General features: G+C 71.3%; 14 protein-coding genes. 11 read left to right on the top strand and 3 right to left on the bottom strand.

Going from position 1 to position 19,176, the window contains the following annotated elements:
* Positions 1-157: 157 nt before the first annotated feature.
* From AC0699_RS08855 to holA, 5 genes are all read left to right on the top strand, one after another.
* Positions 158-955, top strand: coding sequence for a ComEA family DNA-binding protein (locus AC0699_RS08855; protein WP_478657451.1), 798 nt, complete (start codon positions 158-160; stop codon positions 953-955).
* On the top strand, positions 952-3,492 hold the full coding sequence (locus AC0699_RS08850) for a ComEC/Rec2 family competence protein (RefSeq protein WP_478657449.1): 2,541 nt from the start codon (positions 952-954) through the stop codon (positions 3,490-3,492). Before AC0699_RS08855 ends, AC0699_RS08850 begins: the two co-directional genes overlap by 4 nt.
* Before the next feature lie 150 nt (positions 3,493-3,642).
* Positions 3,643-4,449 (top strand): arylamine N-acetyltransferase family protein, encoded by an 807-nt coding sequence (locus tag AC0699_RS08845; RefSeq protein WP_478657447.1) that lies wholly within the window; start codon positions 3,643-3,645, stop codon positions 4,447-4,449.
* Positions 4,450-4,586: 137 nt separating this feature from the next.
* Positions 4,587-4,832 (top strand): hypothetical protein, encoded by a 246-nt coding sequence (locus AC0699_RS08840; protein ID WP_469768769.1) that lies wholly within the window; start codon positions 4,587-4,589, stop codon positions 4,830-4,832.
* Positions 4,833-4,887: 55 nt separating this feature from the next.
* Entirely contained in the window at positions 4,888-5,874 is a 987-nt protein-coding gene (gene holA, locus AC0699_RS08835; RefSeq protein WP_478657444.1) for a DNA polymerase III subunit delta, read from the top strand.
* A 303-nt stretch (positions 5,875-6,177) separates the two neighbouring features.
* Here the strand turns inward: holA and rpsT are convergent, their stop codons facing one another.
* Entirely contained in the window at positions 6,178-6,444 is a 267-nt protein-coding gene (gene rpsT, locus AC0699_RS08830) for a 30S ribosomal protein S20 (RefSeq protein ID WP_453659254.1), read from the bottom strand.
* A gap of 216 nt (positions 6,445-6,660) precedes the next feature.
* Here rpsT and lepA point away from each other — a divergent pair, with 216 nt between their 5' ends.
* From lepA to hemW, 4 genes are all read left to right on the top strand, one after another.
* Positions 6,661-8,532 carry a translation elongation factor 4 gene (gene lepA, locus AC0699_RS08825; protein ID WP_478657442.1) on the top strand — a complete coding sequence of 624 codons (1,872 nt, stop codon included), beginning with the start codon at positions 6,661-6,663 and terminating at the stop codon, positions 8,530-8,532.
* A 406-nt stretch (positions 8,533-8,938) separates the two neighbouring features.
* Positions 8,939-10,828, top strand: a complete 1,890-nt coding sequence (locus AC0699_RS08820) for an AMP-dependent synthetase/ligase (protein ID WP_478657439.1) — start codon at positions 8,939-8,941, stop codon at positions 10,826-10,828.
* A gap of 491 nt (positions 10,829-11,319) precedes the next feature.
* A complete protein-coding gene (locus AC0699_RS08815) occupies positions 11,320-13,248 on the top strand; it encodes a SpoIIE family protein phosphatase (protein WP_478657938.1) in 1,929 nt (642 codons plus the stop codon).
* Between the two features lie 149 nt (positions 13,249-13,397).
* A complete protein-coding gene (gene hemW, locus AC0699_RS08810; RefSeq protein ID WP_478657437.1) occupies positions 13,398-14,630 on the top strand; it encodes a radical SAM family heme chaperone HemW in 1,233 nt (410 codons plus the stop codon).
* 295 nt (positions 14,631-14,925) lie between these two features.
* On the opposite strand, the gene AC0699_RS08805 is transcribed toward hemW, so the two are convergent.
* Both AC0699_RS08805 and AC0699_RS08800 read right to left on the bottom strand, forming a co-directional pair.
* Positions 14,926-15,735 carry a DUF3097 domain-containing protein gene (locus AC0699_RS08805; RefSeq protein ID WP_478657435.1) on the bottom strand — a complete coding sequence of 270 codons (810 nt, stop codon included), beginning with the start codon at positions 15,733-15,735 and terminating at the stop codon, positions 14,926-14,928.
* 10 nt (positions 15,736-15,745) lie between these two features.
* Entirely contained in the window at positions 15,746-16,477 is a 732-nt protein-coding gene (locus AC0699_RS08800; RefSeq protein ID WP_478657433.1) for an MBL fold metallo-hydrolase, read from the bottom strand.
* Positions 16,478-16,653: 176 nt separating this feature from the next.
* Here AC0699_RS08800 and hrcA point away from each other — a divergent pair, with 176 nt between their 5' ends.
* Both hrcA and dnaJ read left to right on the top strand, forming a co-directional pair.
* Positions 16,654-17,670: a heat-inducible transcriptional repressor HrcA gene (hrcA, locus tag AC0699_RS08795; RefSeq protein WP_453659260.1), complete on the top strand. Its 1,017-nt coding sequence runs from the start codon at positions 16,654-16,656 to the stop codon at positions 17,668-17,670.
* A complete protein-coding gene (gene dnaJ, locus AC0699_RS08790) occupies positions 17,671-18,810 on the top strand; it encodes a molecular chaperone DnaJ (RefSeq protein ID WP_478657430.1) in 1,140 nt (379 codons plus the stop codon).
* The last annotated feature ends 366 nt before the right edge of the window (positions 18,811-19,176 follow it).

Genomic DNA, 19,176 nt, shown 5'->3' with positions numbered 1-19,176 from the left:
TGAACCGCCTGCGTCTGAACAGGGTGTGTCTGAACCGTCTGTGTCTGAACCGGTTGTGCCTGAACCGGTCGTGCCTGAACGGCTTGGGCCTGAACGGCCTGTGTCTGAACCACTTGCGTCTCGGCCGTCTGCTTTTGAACCATCTGCGTCTGAACGGGTGACGCCTGAATCGGTGGCGTCTGAATCGGTGGCACCCGATCCGGTGGCGCCCGATTCGGTCACGCATGGACTGCCCGCTCCCGAGCTGTCGGTGCGGGAGCGTGGGCGACTCGCTCTGTGGGAGCGAGTGCCGCTGTGGCAACGAGTGCCGTTGTGGGTTCGGCTCCGATGTGGGCTGGAGCCGCGGACACTTGCGGCGCTGGCGGTCGTCCTCGTGGTGGCCGTCGGGTTCGCCGTGCAGCACTTCTGGTCCGGTCGTCCGGAGCCCATGAGGGCACCGGAGCTCGTCAGGGAGGGCCGCCCCGCGCCTGTCGCACGGGAGCCGAGGCCCTCGCCCGGGGCGCCACCCACGGAGGAACCGGCTGCGCGGATCGTCGTCGATGTGAGCGGCAAGGTACGGCGTCCGGGAGTGCTTCGGCTGCCCGCCGGCTCGCGCGTGGCCGATGCCCTTCGAGCGGCGGGCGGCGTCAGGGCCGGTACGGACATCACCGGCCTCAACCGGGCGCGGGTGCTCATGGACGGCGAGCAGGTGGTGGTGGGCGTCGTGCCGCCGCCGGGCAGTCCTGCTCCGGGTCCGGCCGGTGGCGGCGGAGCACCGGCCGCGGGACCCGTGAGCCTGAACTCGGCAACGGCGGAGCAACTCGACACGCTGCCGGGAGTCGGCCCGGTGCTCGCCCAGCACATTGTGGACTACCGCACCGAGCACGGCGGATTCCGCTCGGTGGACGAGCTCCGCGAGGTGAGGGGGATCGGCGACCGCCGGTTCGCGGACCTCCAGTCCTTGGTACGGCCATGACGCGCCGGGGAGTTCACAGCACAGCCGCTCATCCACTGGGCGCGTCCGATCCCCGTCAGGAGGGCCCGCCGGACCTGCGCCTGGTCCTGCCCGCGCTGGCGGCATGGGGCGCGGCAGCCTTGTCCCTGTCCGCTCCGGCGGCGTGGCCGGCCGTGGCGGTAGTGAGCTGCCTTGCCGCGGCTGTGCTGCTGGTGGTGCCCCCGCTGCTGCGGGCTGCGCGACGGGGAGCCCGGCGCGGCGCCGGGAATCGGGTTGCGGCCGCCGCCCTGCTGCTCTGTGCCGCCGCGGGGGCGGCAGCGGGCGGGCTGCGCGGTGCGGATCTGTACAGGGGACCCGTGCCTGAAGCGGCGCGACGGCACGCGCGGGTCACCGCGGAGTTGACCGTGACCTCCGATCCGCGCATGACGCGGCCGCGTGTGCGGGGTGATCGGATGACGGGGGCGGCGGTCGTGCTGGAGGCGGAGGTCACGCGGTTGACGGCGACCGACCGGTCCGTCGTCGCCACCCGCGCACCAGTCCTGGTGATTGCCCGGTCCGGGGCGGCGACGGGGAGGTGGCTGCGGCTGCTGCCCTCGACACGGCTGCAGATCGCCGCCCGGTCGGCGCCGGCTCTGGAGGGGGACGACCGTTTCGCCGCCGTTCTGAAAGTGCAGGGCAATGGGCCGCCCCGTATCACGGGGCCCCCGACCGCGGTGCAGCGCACGGCCGGGACGCTTCGGGCCGGACTGCGCCGGGCGACCGGCGGGCTCGAACCCGATGCCCGCGCGCTGCTCCCGGGGCTGGTCGTCGGGGACACCTCCCGTATCGGGCCCGAGCTGTACGACGCGTTCCGGGCGACGGATCTCACTCACCTGCTGGCGGTCTCAGGAAGCAACCTCACTGTTGTGTTGTTCCTGCTCATCGGTCCACCCGGTACCGCACTGCTGGCAGAACGCCGTGGACTGGCGCCCCGGTTGGGTATTTCGCTCCGCGCGACGGCGTTGCTCGGCGGAGCGCTCGCGATCGCCTTCGTAGTGGTGTGCCGGCCCGACCCGAGTGTGCTGCGGGCAGCGGCGTGCGGGCTGATCACGCTGCTCGCCGTCGGGACCGGCCGCCGGAGATCGCTGATTCCCGCGCTGGCCGCCGCCGTGCTGCTGCTCGTGCTGTACGACCCGTGGCTGGCCCGCGCGTACGGTTTTCTGCTGTCTGTGCTGGCCACGGCCGCCCTGCTCACCCTTGCCCCGCGCTGGAGTGCGGCCCTGAGGCGGCGCGGGGTGCCGGGACGGCTCGCGGAGGCGCTGGCAGCGGCTGCCGCGGCACAGGCCGTGTGCGCCCCGGTGGTGGCTGTGTTCGCGGCGCGGGTCAGCCTGGTCGCGATTCCCTGCAACCTGCTTGCCGAGCTGGCGGTCGCGCCGGCCACGGTGCTGGGATTCGCGGCGCTCGCAGTGGCGCCTCTGGCGATGCCGGCCGCGGAGATGCTGGCCCGGTGCGCGGGCTGGCCGGCCGGGTGGATTGCGGACGTCGCCCGTGCCGGGGCGAGCCTGCCCGGAGCTCAGGCCGAGTGGCCGGGCGGCTGGCGCGGCGGGCTCCTGCTGGCCGCGGGCACGGCCGTCGCCGTGCTCGCGGCGCGGAGGCTGCTGCGCCATCCATGGCCGGCCGCCGGCTGTGCCCTGCTGCTTCTGCTCGCAGTGCTGCGGCCGCCACCGCTGACCAGGATCGTCACCGGATGGCCGCCACCGGGCTGGTCGTTCGCGATGTGCGATGTGGGCCAGGGCGATGCCACGGTGCTGGCGGCAGGTGATGGCACGGCCGTTGTCGTGGACGCCGGGCCGGATCCCGAGCTCACCGACCGGTGTCTTCGTGAGCTGGGGGTCAGGAGGGTCCCGCTTCTGCTGCTGACGCACTTCCACGCCGACCATGTCGCGGGGCTGCCCGGCGCGTTGCGGGGCAGGGCGGTCGGCACGATCCAGACGACGACGTTCGAAGAGCCGCGCGACCAGGCCGAGTTCGTGCACCGGACTGCCAGAGCGGCCGGGGTACCGGTGATTCGCGCGGGACCGGGCGAGCGACGCCGGACGGGCCGACTCACCTGGCAGGTGCTGTGGCCGGACGCGGGACCGGCTCCCGGCTCGGGTTCTGGGTCGGTTCCCGGACGTGGCGCGACGCCGGACGGGCCGAACGATGCCAGCGTCACTCTGCTCGTCCGTGCCGCCGGTGGCCTGTCGTTGCTGCTCCTCGGAGACCTCGAACCGCCCGCGCAGCAAGGGCTGATACGGGCTCATCCCGCACTGCCGCCGGTGGATGTGCTCAAGGTCGCCCACCACGGCTCGGCGTACCAGTACCCCGCTCTTATGGCCGGTGCGCGACCGCGGCTCGCGCTGATTTCCTGTGGCCGGGACAACCCGTACGGTCATCCGTCCCCCCGCACCGTCGGCGCTCTGCGGGCCCAGGGGGCGCTGGTACTGAGCACGGACAAGGACGGGGCGATCGCGGTGACGGGCGCCGGTGCGGAGCTGCGAGCCGTGGCCCGCGGTCCGCGCGGCCCCGACGCCGGGTGAGTCGCGTAGCCGGGTGGTGCAGGCTGGCCGTGCAATCGGTGGGCGGCATGGGGGCGCGGCACGTCGGGCTACGGGCTTACGTCCCTACGCCGACCGGCCTAGGACCAGTGGCGCATGGCGCAGCCTCGCGCTCCCGACGAGACTGCCTCTATGGACACCGCATCGCAGACACTGCCGCCGGAGACCGTCGACGCCTACCTCCGCCGCATCGGAGCCGTCCGCCCGGAGCGGCCGGACGCCGTGGCCCTGCGCGAGCTGCAGTTGCGGCATCTGCTCTCGGTTCCTTTCGAGAACCTCTCGATCCATCTGGGAGAGAACCTGGTACTGGAGGACAAATCGCTCGTCGACAAGATCGTCGGCGCCCGACGCGGCGGCTTCTGCTACGAACTCAACGGTGCCTTCGCGGCGTTGCTGCGAGGCCTGGGCTTCGGCGTCACGCTGCTCCAGGCGCGGAGTTTCAGGCCGGACGGGCAGCTCGGTATTCCGTACGACCACCTCACCCTGCGCGTGGAGACGGCGGATGGCACCGGCCCTTGGCTGGCCGACGTCGGATTCGGCAACCACAGCCACCACCCCCTCGTGCTGGAGGAGCGGGGCGACCAGGGCGATCCTGCCGGTGTGTTCCGGATCGTCGAGGCGCCCGAGGGGGATCTCGATGTACTGCGGGACGGCAAACCGCAGTTCCGCGTCGAGGTGCGTCCGCGTGTGCTGGCGGACTTCGAGGCCGGGGCCTGGTATCACCGCACCTCTCCCGCCTCCCACTTCACTCGGTCGCTCATCTGCTCCCGGCTCACCGAGGACGGCCGGATCACCCTGAGCGGCCGCAAGCTCGTCACCACGGCGCACGGGGAGCGGCAGGAGCGGCCGCTCGGGGACGACGCCGAGGTGCTGGCCGCGTACCGGGACCACTTCGGGCTGGTGCTGGATCGGGTCCCCGAGGTCCGGCGGGACGTCTGAGAAGCGTCGCTGAGAGGTCTGGCTGAGAAGCGCGTCTGAGCAAGACGTCCGAGTAGCACGTCCGGGTAGCACGTCTGAGAGGCGTCGCCCGGGAAGGGCCGCAATCCGAGGAGGGCCACAAGCGGCACAATGTGGCGGTGAGCGACATGAGACATGTGCTGGTGCTGCCCGACCGCGACGCCGCCGAGGAGGTCATCGAGGCCATCGGCGATCACTTCGGCGTGGGCGACGAGCCCCAGCTGGTCCGGGATGCCCTGGCCGGAGAGGACGACGCCGAGGACGCCCAGTGGCTGGTGGTCGTCGAGGATCCGGAGGGTCGGCTGGACGCTGTCGAGCTGGACGAGTTCGTGGCGGACTGGGACGGCTGGCGGGAGGAACCGTAGCCCCGTCCGTCGCTGGTGCCTGCGGTGTCAGTGGCCCGTGCGATGCTGGACCGCGATGGCCACCAGGAAGAACACGAACGACGATCCTCTCGCCCCCGTCACGCTCGCCGTGGGCCAGGAGGACCTGCTGCTGGACCGTGCCGTGCAGCAGGTGGTGGCGGCCGCCCGGGCCGCCGACGCCGACACGGACGTACGCGATCTCTCCCCCGAGCAGCTCCAGCCCGGCACGCTGGCCGAGCTGACCAGCCCCTCGCTCTTCGCGGAACGCAAGGTCGTCGTCGTGCGGAACGCGCAGGATCTGTCCGCCGACACGATCAAGGACGTCAAGGCGTATCTCGATGCCCCCGTCGAGGAGATCACCCTCGTCCTGCTGCACGCCGGCGGCGCGAAGGGGAAGGGGCTGCTGGACGCGGCGCGCAAGGCCGGCGCTCGTGAGGTGGCGTGCCCCAAGACGACCAAGCCGGCGGAGCGGCTCACCTTCGTACGCTCCGAGTTCCGCGCCCTCGGGCGCTCCGCGACGCCGGAGGCGTGTCAGGCGCTCGTCGACTCGATCGGCAGCGATCTGCGGGAGCTGGCGAGCGCGGTGTCGCAGCTCGTGGCGGACGTCGAAGGCACGATCGACGAAGCGGTCGTCGGCCGCTACTACACGGGGCGCGCCGAGGCGTCCAGCTTCACGGTCGCCGATCGGGCTGTTGAGGGCCGCGCCGCCGAGGCCCTGGAGGCGCTCCGCTGGTCCCTCTCGACCGGCGTCGCTCCGGTTCTGATCACCAGCGCGCTGGCGCAGGGGGTGCGGGCGATCGGCAAGCTCTCTTCGGCGCGTGGCGGCCGCCCCGCCGACCTCGCCCGTGAGCTCGGGATGCCCCCCTGGAAGATCGACCGCGTCCGCCAGCAGATGCGGGGGTGGACGCCGGACGGCGTGGCCCTCGCCCTGCGGGCGGTCGCGGAGGCGGATGCCGGGGTCAAGGGCGGCGGGGACGACCCGGAGTACGCACTCGAGAAAGCGGTGGTGACGGTGGCGCGAGCGGCGCGTCTGCGTCGCTAGCGGGGCTGCGTCCAAGCATCCCCCGTATGCGCCCCGCCCGCTCGCGTTCTCGCAGGCGAGCGGGGTATGCCGAAGGCCCCGCCCTCCGTCCTGGGGAAGGACGGGAGACGGGGCCTTCGAGTAAAGACTTTGGACTCGCACCCGCGTGGCGAACGCAGGCCGCGTGCGAGTCCGGGGTGCCGGGCAGGAGCGGATGAGAGGGCCCGCTTGGTCCGTTCCGGCGATCAAGTCGTCCGGCGTGTCACCCCGCGAGGGGTTTCTGCCGGGTCCGGGGGTCACCCCCCGGGATTACAGCAAGAGCGCTCAGCCCTGCAGGGAGGCAACCTTGGACGCCAGCGCCGACTTCTTGTTGGCGGCGGCGTTCTTGTGGATGACACCCTTCGAGACAGCCTTGTCGAGCTTGCGGGCGGCCTCGCGAGCGGCCACGGTGGCCTTCTCGACGTCACCCGCGGCGGCAGCCTCACGGGCCTTGCGGATCGCGGTCTTGAGCGAGGACTTGACGGCCTTGTTGCGCAGGCGCGCCTTCTCGTTCGTCTTGTTCCGCTTGATCTGGGACTTGATGTTCGCCACGAAAGAGCCTTTTCAGGTTCGATGATCTATCAGAGAGGTGACTCGTAGCTGAGAGGGCGTACGAGACACAGCTGCCCAGGCTACCAGTCGCCCTCCTACCGGCCCAAACCGAGCGCAGCCCGGCAGCCGTGGGACGATGGAGGCTGCGTATCGATCGACATCGTCCGACAACGACCCGAGACACGAGCGCTCGGCGCTCAAGAATCAGGACCCTGCGTGCCCGCGACCCCTAGCCATGTGCCCGAGCCGAGCCGTACCGACCCGGCGCTGATCCGCAATTTCTGCATCATCGCGCACATCGACCACGGCAAGTCGACGCTTGCCGACCGGATGCTCCAGCTGACCGGTGTGGTCGAGCAGCGGCAGATGCGCGCTCAGTACCTCGACCGTATGGACATCGAGCGTGAGCGCGGCATCACGATCAAGTCCCAGGCCGTGCGTCTGCCCTGGGCGCCCACCACGGGCGACGGTCAGGGCAAGACCCACATCCTGAACATGATCGACACCCCGGGCCACGTGGACTTCACCTACGAGGTGTCCCGTTCGCTCGCCGCCTGCGAGGGCACGATCCTGCTGGTGGACGCGGCCCAGGGCATCGAGGCGCAGACCCTCGCCAATCTCTACCTCGCGATGGAGAACGACCTCACCATCGTCCCGGTCCTCAACAAGATCGACCTGCCGGCGGCGCAGCCCGAGAAGTTCTCCGAGGAGCTCGCCAACCTCATCGGCTGCGACCCGTCGGACGTCCTGAAGGTCTCGGCCAAGACCGGTATCGGCGTGGACGCGCTGCTCGACAGGGTGGTCCAGGACGTGCCGGCCCCGGTGGGCGTCAAGGACGCCCCCGCCCGCGCGATGATCTTCGACTCCGTCTACGACTCCTACCGCGGCGTCGTCACGTACGTACGAGTCATCGACGGCCAGCTCAACAAGCGTGAGCGCATCCGGATGATGTCCACCGGCGCCACGCACGAGCTGCTGGAGATCGGCACCAACTCCCCGGAGATGCTCCCGGCCGACGGCCTCGGCGTCGGCGAGGTCGGCTACCTCATCACCGGTGTGAAGGACGTCCGCCAGTCCAAGGTCGGTGACACCATCACGACCCTGCACAAGGGCGCCACCGAGGCGCTCGGCGGCTACAAGGACCCCAAGCCGATGGTGTTCTCCGGCCTGTACCCGCTGGACGGCTCGGACTACCCCGAGCTGCGTGACGCCCTCGATAAGCTGCAGCTCAACGACGCCGCGCTGGTGTACGAGCCGGAGACCTCCGCCGCCCTCGGCTTCGGTTTCCGCGTCGGCTTCCTCGGCCTCCTCCACCTCGACGTGATCCGCGAGCGGCTGGAGCGCGAGTTCGGCCTCGACCTGATCGCGACCGCGCCCAACGTGGTCTACCGGGTGACCATGGAGGACGGCAGCGAGCACACCGTCACCAACCCGAGCGAGTTCCCCGAGGGCAAGATCGGCGAGGTGTACGAGCCGGTCGTACGGGCCACGATCCTCGCTCCCAGCGAGTTCATCGGCGCGATCATGGAGCTGTGCCAGACCCGCCGGGGCACGCTGCTCGGCATGGACTACCTCTCCGAGGACCGGGTCGAGATCCGCTACACCCTCCCGCTCGCGGAGATCGTCTTCGACTTCTTCGACCAGCTGAAGTCCAAGACGCGCGGTTACGCCTCGCTGGACTACGAGCCCACGGGCGAGCAGGTCTCCAGCCTGGTCAAGGTCGACATCCTGCTGCACGGCGACAAGGTCGACGCGTTCTCCGCCATCACCCACAAGGACGCGGCGTACGCGTACGGAGTGCGGCTCGTCGCCAAGCTGAGGGAGCTCATCCCGCGGCAGGCCTTCGAGGTGCCCATCCAGGCCGCCATCGGTTCCCGGGTCATCGCCCGCGAGACCATCCGCGCCATCCGTAAGGACGTCCTCGCCAAGTGTTACGGCGGTGACATCTCCCGTAAGCGGAAGCTGCTGGAGAAGCAGAAGGAGGGCAAGAAGCGGATGAAGATGGTCGGTTCCGTGGAGGTGCCGCAGGAGGCCTTCATCGCTGTGCTGTCCAGCGACGAGTCCGGCGGCGGCAAGGCGAAGAAGTAGTACGGAGAAGTAGCAGAGGAAGTAGTGGGGGAAGAAGCAGAAGGCGTAGCAGAGGAAGACGTGGTGAGGGCGGAGAGCCAAACCCGGGCGGCGGCGAACGAAGCCCGGGTGACGGCGAACGAAGCCCTGGCGGCGGAGAAGCTTCGCGCAAGTGGCGAAGAGGTCGCCGCGAGGTAGCGCAGAAGCATCAAACGCCCCATTTGTTCGATCTGCCCCACAGGCCCCCGCGCTGCTGCGCGGGGGCCTGTTCGTTATGAAGCGGCAGCCTGCAGCCTCTTACGTGGCGGAGCCCGGAGCTCTACCCTGATCACGGCCCGGTGGTTACTCGCGAGTTAAACAAATGTGACCACTCGTGCAAATCAGCCAGTCATGCAGCCACGCTGCAGCAGCAGGCCCGGAGGATGTCGTGAGCGACACACAGACCCAGATCGAGAACCGACCGCCCTCCGTGGCGAACCTCTTCGTCCAGCGTGTGGCGGCGACTCCCGATGCGGAGGCGTACCGCTACCCGGTTCCTTCGGCCACAGGAGAGGGGCCCGACGACTGGAAGTCGCTGAGCTGGGGCCAGGCCGCCGAGCGGGTCTACTCCATCGCTGCCGGGCTGATCGATCTGGGTGTGCAGCCCGAGGAGCGGGTCGCGCTCGCCTCCGCCACCCGGGTGGAGTGGATTCTCGCCGACCTCGGCATCCTCTGCGCGGGCGCGGCCACGACGACCGTGTACCCGCAGACCAACGCCGAGGAGTCCGCGTACATCCTCGCCGACTCCGAAAGCCGCGTGCTGGTCGCCGAGGACGCCGCCCAGCTGGCCAAGGCGCGCGAGAAGCGCGACGAGCTGCCGAACCTCAAGCATGTCGTGGTGATCGACCCCGCCGCCGCCGAGCCGGCCGAGGGCGACCCCGACGGCTGGGTGCTCTCCCTCGCCGACCTCGAGTCGCGCGGCGCCAAGTACCTCGCCAAGCAGCCGGAGGGCGTCACCGAGCGGATCGGGGCGATCACCTCCGAGCAGCTCGCCACCCTCATCTACACCTCGGGCACCACCGGCCGCCCCAAGGGTGTCCGGCTGCCGCACGACAACTGGTCGTACATGGCGAGGGCCATCGCCTCGACCGGCCTGGTCACCGCGGACGACGTCCAGTACCTGTGGCTGCCGCTCGCGCACGTCTTCGGCAAGGTGCTGACCTCCGGCCAGATCGAGGTCGGGCACGTCACCGCGGTCGACGGACGCGTTGACAAGATCATCGAGAATCTGCCGGTGGTCCAGCCGACGTACATGGCGGCCGTGCCCCGCATCTTCGAGAAGGTCTACAACGGCGTGGCGGCCAAGGCGCGGGCCGGCGGCGCCGCCAAATACAAGATCTTCCAGTGGGCCGCCGGTGTGGCGCGCGACTACGCCAAGGAGTCGCAGGACAGCTTCCGCCGCACGGGCACCGCCTCGGCCTCCTTCGGTCTCACGGCCAAGCACAAGGTCGCCGACGTGCTCGTCTACTCCAAGCTCCGCGAGGCCTTCGGCGGCCGGCTGCGCGCCGCCGTCTCCGGCTCCGCCGCGCTCGCCCCCGACATCGGCTTCTTCTTCTCCGGCGCCGGCATCCACATCCTGGAGGGCTACGGCCTCACGGAGTCCAGCGCCGCCTCCTTCGTCAACCCGGGCGAGGCATACCGCACCGGCACCGTCGGCAAGCCGCTCCCCGGCACCGAGGTGCGCATCGCGGACGACGGCGAGATCCTGCTGCGCGGCCCCGGCATCATGGAGGGTTACCACGGGCTCCCGGAGAAGACCGCCGAAGTCCTGGAGGCCGACGGCTGGTTCCACACGGGCGACATCGGCGAACTCTCCGCCGACGGCTATCTGAAGATCACCGACCGCAAGAAGGACCTGATCAAGACCTCCGGCGGAAAGTACATCGCGCCGGCCGAGGTCGAGGGCCAGTTCAAGGCGGTGTGCCCGTTCGTCTCCAACATCCTGGTGCACGGCGCGGACCGTAACTTCTGCACCGCGCTGATCGCGCTCGACGAGGCTGCGATCCTCGGCTGGGCCAAGGAGAACGGCCTGGACGGCAAGTCCTACGCCGAGGTCGTCGCCGCCCCGCAGACGGAACAGCTCGTCGAGGGCTACGTGAAGCGCCTCAACGAGACGCTGCAGCGGTGGCAGACCATCAAGAAGTTCCGTCTGCTGCCCCGCGACCTCGATGTCGAGCACGGTGAGCTGACGCCGAGTCTGAAGCTGAAGCGGCCTGTCGTCGAGCGCGAGTACAAGGACCTCATCGACGACATGTACGCGGGGTCGCGCGAAGCCTGATCAAGCCGTCGGGCATGTCGGGTCGCCGGGCAAGTCGGTTTGCGGGCGGCCGGATCGCCGGGCAGCGGGCTACCGGGCCGCCGGGACCGTGGGGACTGCGAAAGCGAACCGTGGGCGCGACGAGGACTCCTCGTTCGCGCCCACGGTGGCGTGTGCGGTGGCGTTGCAGTGGCGTGCGCGGTGTCGCCCGCGCTCGGCGCTGTTCGCGTGAGGCTGTTCGACAGGTACTTTCCGAGGTGCCGTTCGAGGCGCTGTTCGAGGTGCTGTCCGTACGCGTCAGGGACCGGCCGATTTGTCATTCGCGCACGTCCGACGCATGTCCGCCGCGCATCCGGCCTGCGTCGGCACCCGCGTACTCCGTCGTCCGGGCTGGCTCATATCTGCCTACTTCGATGACTCCACGCTTATGAGCGCGCTCGGTCTGTCACTCTGTCGGTGTTGTCGGAGGGCAAGACAGACCGGACAGGAGCCGCAGCGTGGGGTCCGTTCCGATGCAGCAGGAGACCACGCACCGCTCGGTGCACCTGCTCTCACAGCGTGGTGACGCACGCTCAGTCGCCCGCACCAGCCTGCCCGGGAATCCGCTCGCCGCGTCCGCCGCGCGCCGGTTCGTACGGGCTGCGCTCGCCGACTGGACCCGGCTCGGGACGGTCGCCACGCGCGGTACGGACCGGCTCGCCGACGACGCCGTGCTCGTCGTCAGCGAACTCGTCACCAACGCCGTCGTGCACGCGGGCACCAATGTCGAGCTGCTCACGCGGCTGGACCCGGCCACCGACGACGACCCGGCGGCCCTGGTCATCGAGGTGTCCGACCACCACCCGACCCGGGCGGTACGCAGCGACGGCTCCGAGTCGGCGGCGCTCCCCGGCGAGCCGGAGTACGGGCGCGGACTGCACCTCGTCGCCACCCTCGCCGCCGTCTGGGGGATCACCTACCGGCCGGGTCTCAAGACGGTCTGGGCCCGCCTCTCCCTCGACGGGTGCCAGACCGTGGGGGCGCTGCCCGGAGGCGAGGCAGCGTTGCAGCGCGGACTGCGGGCGGCCGAGATCCTCGCTCCCACGCCGCGCCGGGCCGTACGCGACGACCGGGAGTGGATCAGCCGCGGCTCCCTTTCCTTCCTCGCCGAGGCGTCCGACCTGCTTGCCGGACAGCTCGACGAGGACATGGTCGCGGCGCTCGCGGGCCAGCTCCTGGTGCCGCGCCTCGCCGACTGGTGCGCGGTCTGGCTGGACGGTGAGGCGGGGCCCGCGCCCCGGCTGGCCCGGGTGTGGCATGCCGACGAGTCGGCCATCGAGGACCTGCGAGCCGTTCTGGTCAAGGAGCCGCCGCGGTTACCGGACGAGGCGCGCGGCGGCGCCGTGACCGTCCCCGTCGCATGGCCGGAAGGCGCGGACGGGAGCGCGGTGGCGTTCCGGCTGACCACCGGCGCACGGCCGCTCGGCATGCTGCTCCTCGGCCGCGAGGGGCTGCCGGGCGTCCCCGACGAAGCGACCGCCCTGCTCGAGGACTTCGCGCGCCGCGTGGGCCTCGCGATCGGGGCCGCCCGCCAGTACACCCGGCAGGCCACCATCAGCCGGGTGCTGCAGCGCGGGCTGCTGCCCGCCCAGGTCGCCCAGATCCCGGGCGTCGACAGCTCGCTCGTGTACGAGCCGAGCGACGAGGGCCTGGCGGGCGGCGACTTCTACGACATCTTCCCGGCCGGCAACGGTGGCCGCTGGTGCTTCATGCTCGGCGACGTCCAGGGCAGCGGGCCCGAGGCCGCCGTCGTCACCGGCCTCGCCCGGCCCTGGCTGCGGCTGCTCGCCCGCGAGGGGTACCAGGTCGGCGAGGTTCTCGACCGGCTCAACGGACTGCTCCTCGACGACGCGATGGAGGCGGCGGAGGCGGCGGCGCTCATGGTGGCGGGAGCGGGCTCCGGCACGGGTCCCGGTCACCAGACCACCGGCCCCGGGTCCGGTCACGGCTCCGGCCCCCGGTCCGGTCACCACGACGGACCCCAGTCGCGGTTTCTGTCGCTGCTGTACGGGGAGCTGACACCGCTCCCCGACGGTGGCGGAGTCCGCTGCACCCTGTCCTGTGCCGGCCACCCGCTGCCCCTGCTGCTGCGCCCCGACGGCACCGTACGCCCGGCCGCCGCCTCCCAGCTGCTCCTCGGAGTCGTCGAGGACGTCGCGTACGAGAGCCAGACCTTCGAGCTGGAGCCGGGTGACACGCTGCTCTGTGTCACCGACGGGGTCACGGAGCGGCGCTCCGGGCAGCGGATGTTCGACGACGCCGACGGGCTGGCGCGGGCGCTCGCCGACTGCACGGGCCTGACCGCGCAGGGTGTCGCGGACCGCATACGGCAGGCGGTGCACACGTTCGCGGAGGCCCCGCCGGACGACGACCTGGCGCTGCTGGTGCTCCAGGCACGCTGAGCTGTTCCGGGAACCGTGGCTGTCCGGGACCCGCGCACGTGGCTGTCCGGGACCCGCGCACGTGGCTGTCCGGGACCCGCGCACGCGGCGGACGGGGATCCGCGCACGTGGCGGACGGGGATCCGCGCACGTAGCGGACAATGGGGCGTATGCCTTCCGTACTGCCTGATGGTGAGCCCATGCCCCTGGACGGGGCGCTGCCCCCGCACGCCCTCACCGGCGCGGGCGACCGGCCCCTCGGGTTCTATCTGCACGTTCCGTACTGCGCCACGCGCTGCGGCTACTGCGACTTCAACACCTACACGGCGACCGAGCTGCGCGGCAGCGGAGGTGTGCTGGCCTCCCGCGACAACTACGCGGACACGCTGATCGAGGAGATCCGGCTCGCCCGGAAGGTCCTCGGCGACGATCCGCGCCAGGTCACGACGGTGTTCGTGGGCGGCGGTACGCCGACGCTGCTGGCCGCCGGCGATCTCGTACGGATGCTGGGGGCGGTTCGGGAGGAGTTCGGTCTCGCGGACGATGCCGAGATCACGACCGAGGCGAATCCGGAGTCCGTGGACCCCGAGTATCTGACAGAGCTGCGGGAGGGCGGCTTCAACCGGTTGTCGTTCGGGATGCAGAGCGCGCGGCAGCACGTGCTGAAGGTGCTGGATCGCACGCACACTCCGGGGCGGCCCGAGGCGTGTGTCGCCGAGGCGCGGGCGGCGGGCTTCGAGCATGTGAACCTGGATCTGATCTACGGCACGCCGGGGGAGAGCGACGACGACTGGCGGGCGTCGCTCGACGCGGCGATCGGGGCCGGGCCGGACCACGTCAGCGCTTACGCGCTGATCGTCGAGGAGGGCACGCAGCTGGCTCGGCGGATCCGTCGCGGTGAGGTGCCGATGACCGACGACGACGTGCACGCCGACCGGTATCTGATCGCGGAGGAAGTGCTGTCGGCGGCGGGGTTCGACTGGTACGAGGTGTCGAACTGGGCCACGTCCGAGGCGGGGCGCTGCCTGCACAACGAGCTGTACTGGCGCGGCGCGGACTGGTGGGGGGCGGGGCCGGGTGCGCACAGCCACGTGGGGGGTGTGCGGTGGTGGAACGTGAAGCATCCCGGCGCGTATGCGGCGGCGCTCGCCGAGGGGCGGTCGCCTGGTGCGGGGCGGGAGGTTCTGCCGGACGAGGACCGTCGGGTCGAGCGGGTGCTGCTGGAGCTGCGGCTCGTCGAGGGCTGCCCGCTGTCCCTCCTGAAGCCGGAGGGGCTCGCGGCGTCGCGCCGCGCCTTGGCGGACGGGCTGCTGGACGCGGCGGCGTACGAGGCCGGGCGGGCTGCGTTGACCCTGCGGGGCCGACTGCTGGCCGACGCGGTGGTCCGCGACCTGGTGGACTGAGACTTCCCCCCACCCCGCCCCTTCCCGACCGGGGCGCAGCCCAGGCCTCGTGTCTCAAGGTGCGGCGGGGCTGGGTTTCGGGGCCGCTGCCCCAGGCCCTGTGTCTCAAGCGCCGACCCCGTGTCTCAAGCGCCGACGGGGCTGGGTTCTCGGGGTGCTGCCCCGGCCCCCGCGTCTCAAGGTGCGGCGGGGCCGGGTTCTCGGGGGCTGCTCCAAGCCCCGCGTCTCAAGCGCCCACCGGGGTGGGTGTTCCCGGTTCCGCCCCGGCTGGACTTCGGGTGGTGGAGCCCCGGGCCTACTCCGGCGGGGCCGTCACGAAGTCGATCAGCTCTTCCACCCTTCCCAGGAGCGCTGGCTCGAGGTCCCGGTAGCTCGTCACCCGCGACAGGATGTGCTGCCACGCCGCACCCGTGTTCGGCGGCCAGCCCAGGGCGCGGCAGACGCCCGTCTTCCAGTCCTGGCCGCGCGGTACGGAGGGCCAGCCCGCGATCCCCACCGACGAGGGCTTCACGGCTTCCCACACGTCGACGTACGGATGGCCCACCACCAGCACATGCGGGTCCGTGACGGATGCCGCGATGCGGGACTCCTTGGAGCCGGGGACCAGATGGTCGACGAGGACGCCCAGACGGGCGTCCGCCGTCGGGGAGAAGTCCGCGACGATGGACGGGAGGTCGTCGACGCCCTCCAGGTACTCGACGACCACGCCCTCGATGCGCAGGTCGTCGCCCCACACCTTCTCGACCAGCTCGGCGTCGTGGCGGCCCTCCACGTAGATGCGGCCCGCGCGGGCGACCCGGGCCCGGGCGCCGGGGACGGCGACCGAACCGGAGGCCGTACGGGTGGGCCGTACCGGGCCGCCGGACGACGGCCGGACCAGCGTGACGACCTTCCCCTCTAGCAGGAATCCGCGCGGCTCCAGCGGGAAGACCCGGTGCTTGCCGAAGCGGTCCTCCAGCGTCACCGTCCCCGCCTCGCAGCGGATCACCGCGCCGCAGAAGCCCGTCGTGACCTCCTCGACGACGAGATCGGGCTCGGCCGGCACCTCCGGCACGGGGGTGGACCGCTTCCACGGTGGGGTCAGGTCGGGGCTGTAACTGCGCATTCCGCAGACGCTACGACACCCCGAACCGCCGGGCCAGCTCATCCCGTTGAGCGCGTACGAAGGCGGCGTCCACCGCCGCCCCGTGCCCCGGTACGTACACCGCGTCCTCTCCGCCCAGCGCGAGCAGCCGGTCCAGCGCCGCCGGCCAGCCGGAGGGGGTCGCGTCCGGGCCCGCCTGGGGGTCGCCCGACTCCTCGACCAAGTCGCCGCAGAAGACGATCGACGGGTCAGCAGCCGTGCCGGGCACCAGTACGGCGAGGTCGTGGCCGGAGTGGCCCGGTCCGGCGTTCACCAGCAGGACCTGGCGGCCGCCGAGGTCCAGGCTCCACTGGTCGGAGACGGTGTGCTGCGGCCGCACCAGCACGTCCGTGGCCTGCGCCGCGTCGGCAGGCGTCACACCGTGGCGGATCGCGTCGTCGCGCAGCACGTCCCGCTCGCGGACGAGTAGCTCGTCGATGCCGACCGCGCCGTACACCTGGACCGCCGAGAACGCCGCCGTGCCGAAGACGTGGTCGAAATGGGGGTGGCTGAGCGCGATATGCGTCACACGGCGGCCGCCGAGAAGGGCCTCGGCCTGGGTGCGCAGCTCGGCGCCCTCACGGAGCGTGGAGCCCGTGTCGTACAGCAGGGCCGCGGTCTCTCCGACGACAAGACCGGTGGTCGCGTCCCAGACAGGCATGCGGCGCCGGCCCACTCCGTCGCCGAGACGTTCCCATCCGAAGTCTTCCCAACTGACGTCCATACGGCGACGCTATCCCGGGCGACCAGCGACGTCTTGCCGGTCCGCGGGGCGGTAGCGTGTCCGATCGCCCTTGCTAGGGGCGTACCTCCCCGCCGTACACTGGCCTGGCACTCAGCCGCAGCGAGTGCCAGGCAGGACCGACCGACCGCCGAGGAACACAGCTGGAGGTGTGCGCGATGCTCAGCGAACGCAGACTCGAAGTGCTGCGCGCCATCGTCCAGGACTATGTCGGGACGGAGGAGCCCGTCGGCTCCAAGGCCCTCACCGAGCGGCACCGGCTGGGTGTCTCGCCGGCCACCGTGCGCAACGACATGGCGGTGCTGGAGGAGGAAGGGTTCATCGCCCAGCCCCACACCAGCGCCGGACGGATTCCGACGGACAAGGGCTACCGCCTGTTCGTGGACAAGCTGGCGGGCGTCAAGCCGCTGTCGTCCCCCGAGCGGCGCGCGATCCAGAACTTCCTGGACGGGGCCGTCGACCTCGACGACGTCGTGGCGCGCACGGTACGGCTGCTCGCGCAGCTGACCAGGCAGGTCGCGGTCGTCCAGTACCCGTCCCTCACCCGCTCGACCGTGCGGCATGTGGAGCTGCTGGCGCTGGCTCCGGCGCGGCTGATGCTGGTGCTGATCACCGACACCGGACGGGTCGAGCAGCGGCATGTGGACTGCCCGGCGCCGTTCGGCGAGACCTCGCTGGCGGATCTGCGGGCCCGGCTGAACAGCCGGGTGGTGGGCCGTCGCTTCACCGACGTGCCGCAGCTGGTGCAGGATCTTCCCGAGTCGTTCGAGCTGGACGACCGGGGCACGGTCTCGACGGTGCTCTCGACCCTCCTCGAAACGCTCGTGGAGGAGACCGAGGAACGGCTGATGATCGGCGGCACCGCCAATCTGACGCGCTTCGGCCATGACTTCCCGCTGACCATCCGGCCCGTCCTGGAGGCGCTGGAGGAGCAGGTCGTCCTGCTGAAGCTGCTCGGCGAGGCCAAGGACTCGGGCATGACCGTGCGGATCGGGCACGAGAACGCCCATGAGGGCCTCAACTCCACGTCCGTGGTCGCGGTCGGCTACGGTTCGGGCGACGAGGCAGTCGCCAAACTCGGCGTGGTCGGACCGACCCGCATGGACTACCCCGGAACGATGGGAGCGGTACGCGCAGTGGCACGTTACGTCGGACAGATCTTGGCGGAGTCGTAAGTGGCCACCGACTACTACGCCGTGCTGGGCGTACGCCGCGACGCATCGCAGGACGAGATCAAGAAGGCCTTCCGGCGGCTGGCGCGTGAGCTCCACCCGGACGTGAATCCGGACCCGAAGACGCAAGAGCGTTTCAAGGAGATCAACGCCGCGTACGAGGTGCTCTCGGACCCGCAGAAGAAGCAGGTCTACGACCTCGGTGGCGACCCGCTCTCCGCCGCGGGCGGCGGGGGCGGGGCCGGTGGCTTCGGCGCGGGCGGCTTCGGCAACTTCTCGGACATCATGGACGCCTTCTTCGGAACGGCGTCCCAGCGTGGGCCGAGGTCGCGGACGCGGCGCGGTCAGGACGCGATGATCCGGCTGGAGGTCGAGCTCAGCGAGGCGGCTTTCGGGACGACCAAGGACATCCAGGTCGACACGGCTGTCGTGTGTACGACCTGCTCGGGCGAGGGAGCGGCTCCCGGTACCTCCGCCCAGACCTGTGACATGTGCCGCGGCCGCGGTGAGGTCTCCCAGGTCACCCGGTCCTTCCTCGGGCAGGTCATGACCTCCCGCCCCTGCCCGCAGTGTCAGGGCTTCGGGACCGTGGTCCCCACGCCGTGCCCCGAGTGCGCGGGCGACGGCCGGGTGCGTTCACGTCGCACGCTCACGGTCAAGATCCCGGCCGGTGTCGACAACGGCACCCGGATCCAGCTGGCGGGCGAGGGCGAGGTCGGCCCCGGCGGCGGCCCGGCCGGCGACCTGTACGTCGAGATCCACGAGCTGCCGCATCCCGTCTTCCAGCGGCGCGGCGACGATCTGCACTGCACGGTGACGATCCCGATGACGGCGGGCGCACTCGGCACGAAGGTGCCGCTGGAGACGCTCGACGGCATGGAGGAGGTCGACATCCGTCCGGGCACGCAGTCGGGGCAGTCGATCCCGCTGCACGGGCGCGGTGTGACGCACCTGCGGGGCGGCGGCCGTGGTGACCTCATCGTCCACGTCGAGGTGATGACGCCGACGAAGCTGGATCCGGAGCAGGAGCGGCTGCTGCGGGAGCTGGCGAAGCTGCGGGGCGAGGAGCGGCCGATGGGGCAGTTCCAGCCGGGGCAGCAGGGGCTGTTCTCCCGCCTCAAGGACGCGTTCAACGGTAGGTGAGGGGGGAATCCCGCTCACCTGGCTCCCCCGGGGTGGGACTTACGGGGGCCTGATGGCCCTGGTTCCCCCGGGGGAGGTGTGGGTGTTTCGCGTCGCGCGTGTCTTCGTTCCGCTCGGGTTGGCGGTGGGGCAGCTTCGTGCCGCGCCGCTTGTTCCGGCCGGGCAGACGCATGCGCTTCCCGCCACGGCCCCTCGCCGCCCTGGCGGCGGAAGCTGTGGCTGAGGCCCCGTTCCCCCGGGTTCCCCCGGCAGGGCGCGGGCAGCTTCCCGCCACGGCCCCTCGTCCCCGGGGCGCGGGAGTTACGGGGGCCTGACGGCCCCCGTCCCCCGCCGGGCGCCGGCGCTTCGCGCCGCGAGCCCGCGCCG

This window comes from Streptomyces sp. NPDC043870, assembly GCF_056435785.1.
The sequence above is the reverse complement of the archived record's forward strand: the minus strand, read 5'-3'. Positions and strand labels throughout refer to the sequence as shown.

Excerpts from the sequence above, each read along its gene's own strand:
- AC0699_RS08845 (WP_478657447.1), top strand. The coding sequence starts at position 3,643 with ATGGACACCGCATCGCAGACACTGCCGCCGGAGACCGTCGACGCCTAC.
- hrcA (WP_453659260.1), top strand. The coding sequence starts at position 16,654 with ATGCTCAGCGAACGCAGACTCGAAGTGCTGCGCGCCATCGTCCAGGAC.
- AC0699_RS08815 (WP_478657938.1), top strand. The coding sequence starts at position 11,320 with ATGCAGCAGGAGACCACGCACCGCTCGGTGCACCTGCTCTCACAGCGT.
- AC0699_RS08800 (WP_478657433.1), bottom strand. The coding sequence starts at position 16,477 with ATGGACGTCAGTTGGGAAGACTTCGGATGGGAACGTCTCGGCGACGGA.
- hemW (WP_478657437.1), top strand. The coding sequence starts at position 13,398 with ATGCCTTCCGTACTGCCTGATGGTGAGCCCATGCCCCTGGACGGGGCG.
- AC0699_RS08850 (WP_478657449.1), top strand. The coding sequence starts at position 952 with ATGACGCGCCGGGGAGTTCACAGCACAGCCGCTCATCCACTGGGCGCG.
- AC0699_RS08805 (WP_478657435.1), bottom strand. The coding sequence starts at position 15,735 with ATGCGCAGTTACAGCCCCGACCTGACCCCACCGTGGAAGCGGTCCACC.
- holA (WP_478657444.1), top strand. The coding sequence starts at position 4,888 with ATGGCCACCAGGAAGAACACGAACGACGATCCTCTCGCCCCCGTCACG.